Raw genomic sequence first — 6,837 nt, 5'->3', positions numbered from 1 at the left:
ATTATTGATTTTTTTTAATGATTATTTAAAATCATGAATACTGAATAATAAGAATTTTTTTAACTAACTAAAAATATATTATATGGAAAAAAAATAAAAGTAGAGGCTGTTTAAAATTGTAAATAGGCTAAAACCGCCCTGATTTTTTACTCCGATTTCTTTTGGAATATAATTTTAAAACACGGAGCGAACCGATATGTTAAAGCAAAAAAAATCTGGCTAAATCAAAATTGAAAGAAGACTACTTCTATACAGTCATTGTTTGGGAATGAAAATTTGCATTGAAACGGACTAAATGTTTTACAAGCTTATGAAACTGTTGCCGTATTATGCTGTATAGTTTAAAATTATTAATCTAAAAAACTACTGAAAAATTAAAAAAAGCAATTCAATTTCACTAAATGTGAAAATATAAAATTTTATAACAACCAAATAACCAATAAAATAATGAAACTAAAGTATTACATATTTTTTCTCGGACTATTATTATGCATGCCAATTTATGGGCAGCAACAGAAAGAAATAAGTGGAAAAATTGCTGATGGCCTCGGATTACCTGTGCCAGGAGTAAATATTATTGAAAAAGGAACCACAAATGGAGTTCAAAGTGATTTCGATGGTAAATTTTCATTAAAGGTAAAAAGTGATAAAGCAGTATTAGTTGTTACTTATGTCGGTTTTAAAACAAAAGAAGTTTTGTTAAATGGCCAAACTAATATTTCGATTAAATTAGAAGAAGATTCTAACAAACTAGATGAAGTAGTTGTTGTGGGGTATGGTTCTGTCAAGAAAAAAGACTTAACAGGAGCAGTAGTTTCTGTTGGTGCAGATAAATTGGAAGGCAGGTCAAATGTTAATGCACTTCAATCACTTGGAGGGCAGGCATCTGGTGTTCAAATTATACAGTCTCAAGGTGCTCCAGGTCTTGCTCCTACCGTAAAAATACGTGGAGCTTCTTCTATCAATGCAGGAACGACTCCTCTTTATGTTATAGATGGTATTCCGCTGGAAGATAACACAACTACTTCAACGGATTCAGGAATCAGCGGAGGAAGTAATTTGAGTTTTAATCGAAATCCATTGAATTCTATTAATCCTAATGATATTGAGTCAATTGATATTTTGAAAGACGCATCGTCTGCAGCTATTTATGGTTCCAGAGGAGCAAATGGTGTTGTTATCATTACGACCAAGCAAGGAAAAGCTGGTAAGACCAAAATTGACGCAATTTTTGAGAGTGGTGTTTCTAAAGTCAATCGTAAAGTTGATATGATGAATGCATCAGAATTTATTGCCTACAATACAGCTGCTAGAAACAATACATGGGCGACAACCGTTGCTGCAAATCCATCAGCGACAAGAGGAATTGGTGTAACTGTTCCTGTAGAATTCTCTGATCCAGCTTGGATCGCCCGTATCGGAAATGGAACTGACTGGCAGGATGTTGCATTGAGAACTGCCACTAACATGAATTTCCAGTTGTCGGCTTCTGGTGGAACCGAGAAGACGCAATTTATGACATCATTAGGGTATATAAGTTCAGAAGGTGTTGTGGACAGTAACACTTATCAAAGAATTAATGTAAGATCAAACCTTAAGCATAAGTTTAATGATAAACTTCGTATGGGTATGAACATTGGACTTAGTCAGGTAAATGAAGCACCATACGGTACAGGTGGAAAAAGTGATGTAGTGGGTCTTGCTCTGCAAAGTGATCCATTTTTTCCTCTTTATGTTGAAACAGGAAGTCTTGGTTTTAAGGATCCTACCTCAATTTGGAATACGTTTTCTAAATATGGTTTCCAGCTTTGGCATCCTTATTCCTTAACAAGAGAGGCAATTGCCAAAAAAAGAACGAATGTATCCATACTTACTTCTTTCCTTGAATGGGATATTATTAAAGATTTGACTTTTAAAACTTCTGTGAGTTCTAATATTGAGAATACAGTTCATAATTTCTATTGGAATGCGGGCCAAAACTGGGGATATTCAGGATGGGTGCCAGCGCAGGCTGATTTCAAAACGCTGCAATCTAATAATTGGATTTCGGAAAGTACACTGAATTACAATAAGAAATTTAATGAAAATCACAATCTAAATGTGTTGGCTGGCTTTTCTGCTCAGGAACAACGTACAGATTTAAGCAGTATGACAGCTGGTAGTTTTCCAAATGATTTAGTGCATACTTTGAATGCTGGTGTAGTGAATGCTGGTAATACTTTTGCAGAAGAGTGGTCATTGCTTTCTTATTTGGCTCGTGCCAATTATTCGTATAAAGGTAAATATCTGGCAACTGCTGCAATTCGTGCCGATGGCTCTTCACGTTTTGGAGCCAATAACAAGTGGGGGTATTTCCCATCAGGATCGCTTGCATGGCGTATTTCTGAAGAATCTTTTCTAAAAGAATCTTCTTGGTTGACTAATTTGAAAGTTAGATTAAGTTATGGAGAAACTGGTAATAATTCGATTCCAAACTACGGATCGATTGGATTATTAGGTTATAGCCCATATGTAAGTTCGGGTACGGTAAACCAGGGTATTTATACCTCAAATTTTGCAGATAAAAATTTGAAATGGGAGAAAACGGGTCAAACCAACTTTGGGGTTGATTTTAGTGTTTTTAATGGACGTGTGAAATTTACGGGTGATATTTATTATTCAAAAACTAAGGACTTATTACTTAATGTGCCTATTCCGATTATTTCTGGGTTTTCTTCTACTTTGACGAATATTGGAGAGCTGGAAAATAGAGGATTTGAGGTAAGTCTTAGCACAATTAATATTGATAGAAAATTCAAATGGAGTACTGATTTTAACATTTTTGCCAATCGAAATAAAGTGTTAAAACTAGGTGCAAATGATGCTCCAATAGATATTAATGTGAGCAGTATGACGTCACGTACAGCAGTAGGACAGCCAGTAGGGATGTATTATGGTTATATTATTGATGGTGTAATTATGTCACAAGCGGAGTTGAACAGCAAAGCATATCCTGTATGGCCAGGTAGTGAAGCGGGTGATCCAAGAGTAAGAGATGTTAACAACGATGGTAAAATTAATTCTGACGACCGAACTTATTTGGGTAACTATCAGCCTAATTTTCAATGGGGTATGACTAATAATTTTTCTTACGCAGGATTTGAGCTTTCTGTTTTATTACGCGGTTCACAAGGAGGAGAAATCCTTAACCATACTGCCAGATATTTGAAATCAGGTGTAGGTGGAGGTAACCGTAATATGTATTCTGTTGTAAACAATTACTGGAAATCTGATGCTGATCCAGGAAACGGAATGATTCCGAAACCTCGTATGTCGCCAAACACTGTTCAGGATTTTGGTTCAAGTTATTGGGTTGAAGACGGATCATTTGTTCGTATCCAAAATATACGTCTAGGCTATAATCTGCCAAAAGATTTAGTTCAAAAACTGAAGATAAGTAATATAAAGTTATATGTAAATATGGAAAATGTACATGTGTTCTCAGATTATTTAGGATATGATCCAGAAGGCAGTACTTATCAATCTGGTGCAATGGTTGGCTTCGATTATGGAGCGTATCCAAATCCTTTTACTGCTACTATGGGACTAAATGTTAGTTTTTAAGAATCAATAAAAATCATTTAAAACGTAAGAAAAATGAAAAAAATAATATCAATGCTTTTTTGCAGCTTATTCCTAATAGGATGCAGTTCAGATTTTTTAGATAAAACCCCTGTTTCAAATGCTAACGAAGAGAATTTCTATAAATCTCAGAAAGATATTGAAACAGCGTTGTGGTCTGCTTATAATTCGCTTTATCTCCTTAATGGTCCTGAAAGTCTGCCATCATTCTATGGTGAGTTAATGTCTGATAACGCCTATAGTGATAATGCTGCTGGAAGAATACAAGACTATGAAAGTTTCGAATTGCACACGATGACAATCGATAATGAGTTAGTGTTTAATTTTTGGAATAACTATTATAAATCAATCTATATTGTAAATAATATTATTACCAGCGCCGAAAAACTTGATTTTGCCAATCGAGATGCCTTAATTGGAGAAGCAAAGTTTTTACGTTCCCTATATTACTTTGACATGGTTCGTGCTTGGGGCGATGTGCCATTGGTTACAACTCCAATTAGTATTGATCAAGCTTATGCACAAGCGCGCACGCCAAAGGATCAAATTTATGATCAAATTATTAAAGATCTTGATTTTGCAGCGGCTAAATTACCAATAAAAACAAGCCAGCGTTTTGTAGGAGCTGCTAGTCAGGAAGCCGCCAATACTTTGTTAGGTAAGGTTTATCTAACTATTGGAAATAAAGCAAAAGCAGCAGAAACTTTATTGAAAGTGTATGGTAAATTTAGTCTGGTGCCTTATGCCGATTTATGGGATTTAACGAAGAAAAATGGCGCATCGTCTATTTTTGAGATTCAATATAAAGGAGGTGTAGCTAATCCATACAGTTCATATTGGGCCATGTTCACACCAGTTGACAATCGCGTGATTACAGCTTGGGGAGGAGGATTTAATCAGGTTACCAATGATTTATGGAATGCCTATGAAACAAATGACCCAAGGAGAGATATTTCTATTCAAAATGGATATAAAACTCCCAATGGCTCAACTGTTAATGTGAAATTTTCAATTAAGTGGAAAGATGTAAAAGCTCCTGTTAATGGTTTAAGAGAAGCTTCGGATAATAACTTTATCATCCTTCGTTACGCAGATGTACTTCTGATGTTAACAGAAGCAACTGCAGATCCAAAATACATGAACGAAGTTCGCACCCGTGTTGGGTTGCCAGCTTATGGAACGGCAGGTTATCCAATTAAGTACAATACGGTAGCTCTTGCTTTAGAACATGAAGCTCAGGTAGAATTTGCATGCGAATTCCATCGTTGGTTTGATTTAATAAGAACAGGAAGAGCTATTCCGGTAATTAAAGGCAGCAGTAAAAATATCACGCTTACTGAAGCAAAATTATTATTGCCTATTCCGTTTTTAGTAATTAATCAAAATCCAGGTGTTATTACTCAAAATGAGGCTTACAAATAAAATAAACTCATAATTAATTTGATAAAAATGAGCCCGATATATCGGGCTCATTTTGTTTAGCTGGAATAGATCAAATATGTAAAAAAAGCTGTCATAAATTAAGTTGTAACATCGTTACAATTTATCAAAAAAGAAACCGTCTTGTAAAGACGGTTTCTTTTTATTTACTAATGTGCTATTTTTAAAAAGCTATTTAAATAACTAAGTGATTTAATTTCAGAACTTTATTTGGTCTGATGTTGATTTATTTTTTGTTTCCAGCCAAGATATCCATTTACAGGCAGTTCATTATTTGGATTAGCTAAAACCTTTTCTGTTTGATTTTTAACAAGAATAGCGAGTTGTTCAATATTTTTATAAACACCGCTTTTTAAACCAGATAAATAAGCGGCTCCTAAAGCAGAAACATCAGAGTTTTGTTGCTTGTTAAGCGGAATTCCTAATAAATCAGCTAAATAATGTATAACAAATTTATTTTGAGTCATTCCTCCATTTACTGAAATAGATTTTAAAGGCGCTTTCATGTCTTTTGTCATCGCTTCAATTACATCTTTGATTTGATAAGGAATACTTTCTAAAGCGGCTCTCACAATATGATTTTTAGTTGTCCCAAAAGTCATTCCTTCAATGGATGCTTTTCGGTTCATCTGCCAGTGCGGTGCGCCTAAACCGCTAAAAGCGGGAATTAAATAAACGCCAGAATTGTCATTAATTTCCATTGCCATAGAGGCTGTTTCAGCAGGATTTGAAAATAATTGTAATTCATTTTTCAGCCATTCTATGGTGGAGCCACAAGAAACAATAGCACCTTCGAGTGCATAATCGATACGGTCTTCGGTACTCCAGCAAATTGTCGTGAGCATTCCAAAATTTGACAAAACGGCTTCGTCGCCAATATTCATCATTATAGAACTTCCTGTTCCCATTGTGACTTTTGCAGTGCCTTTTTCGAAACAGCCTTCTCCAAAAGCTGCAGCATGAGAATCGCCTATTAAAGCTGTAATTGGAATAGAAATATTGTTGTTATTATCAAAAATCTGACTCAAATTCATTTCCCCAAAATCATGTGACGAAGGGCAGACCTGAGGCAGGTTTAAGTTGCTTAATTCCCAGTTTTCAAGAATTTCAGAATCCCATTTTAGGGTATGAATATTGAAAAGTAAGGTTCTGGAAGCATTTGTATAATCGGTTTTGAAATGAGTTCCGTTACTCAATTTATACAAAAGCCAGCAATCGACTGTTCCAAAATAAACTTCGCCTTGCGTAACTTTTTCTTTTAATGCAGCATCATTTTGTAGCAGCCAAAGCAATTTAGTACCAGAAAAATAAGGGTCTAATAATAAACCAGTTTTTTTCTTGATCGTATCATTTTGTCCTTTTTCAATTAAATCAGTACAAATGTCAATGGAACGCTTACAGGCCCAAACTACTGCCGGAGCCAATGCTTTTCCGTTTTTATCCCAAAGAACAAATGTTTCTCTTTGATTGCTGATGCCGCAAGATATTATATCTCTCAGCTGAAGTCCCTGATCAGTAAAATTATTCAGGCAAAGGCGAACAGAATCAAGAACATTTTGGTAAATATCTTCTGGATTTTGTTCAACAAAACCATTGTCAAAATAAGTTGTTTTTAGATTTACACTGCCTTTAGCAACAGCTAATCCTAATTCGTCAAAAAGTATGGTTTTGGTACTGCTCGTACCTTGGTCAATAGCTAGAATATATTTTTTCATTTATCTTTTGCAGTAAAAATTGATTTTTGACAATTAGAGAGTATAAGATTATTTGGAGTGA

The 6,837-nt window shown here is 34.9% G+C and carries 3 protein-coding genes; 2 read left to right on the top strand and 1 reads right to left on the bottom strand.

Annotated features, from left to right (window positions below; all coding sequences use genetic code 11):
• Window positions 1-447: 447 nt before the first annotated feature.
• Window positions 448-3,603 (top strand): SusC/RagA family TonB-linked outer membrane protein, encoded by a 3,156-nt coding sequence (locus B0A75_RS20265; RefSeq protein WP_089056079.1) that lies wholly within the window; start codon window positions 448-450, stop codon window positions 3,601-3,603.
• Between the two features lie 33 nt (window positions 3,604-3,636).
• Window positions 3,637-5,043 carry a RagB/SusD family nutrient uptake outer membrane protein gene (locus tag B0A75_RS20260; RefSeq protein WP_089056078.1) on the top strand — a complete coding sequence of 469 codons (1,407 nt, stop codon included), beginning with the start codon at window positions 3,637-3,639 and terminating at the stop codon, window positions 5,041-5,043.
• A 224-nt stretch (window positions 5,044-5,267) separates the two neighbouring features.
• On the opposite strand, the gene B0A75_RS20255 is transcribed toward B0A75_RS20260, so the two are convergent.
• On the bottom strand, window positions 5,268-6,776 hold the full coding sequence (locus B0A75_RS20255) for an FGGY family carbohydrate kinase (RefSeq protein WP_089056077.1): 1,509 nt from the start codon (window positions 6,774-6,776) through the stop codon (window positions 5,268-5,270).
• Window positions 6,777-6,837 lie beyond the last annotated feature (61 nt).

The sequence above is a fragment of the Flavobacterium oncorhynchi genome, from assembly GCF_002217355.1.
Taxonomy (GTDB): domain Bacteria; phylum Bacteroidota; class Bacteroidia; order Flavobacteriales; family Flavobacteriaceae; genus Flavobacterium; species Flavobacterium oncorhynchi.
Note: the sequence above shows the minus strand (reverse complement) of the source record. Positions and strands in the feature narration are given on the sequence as shown.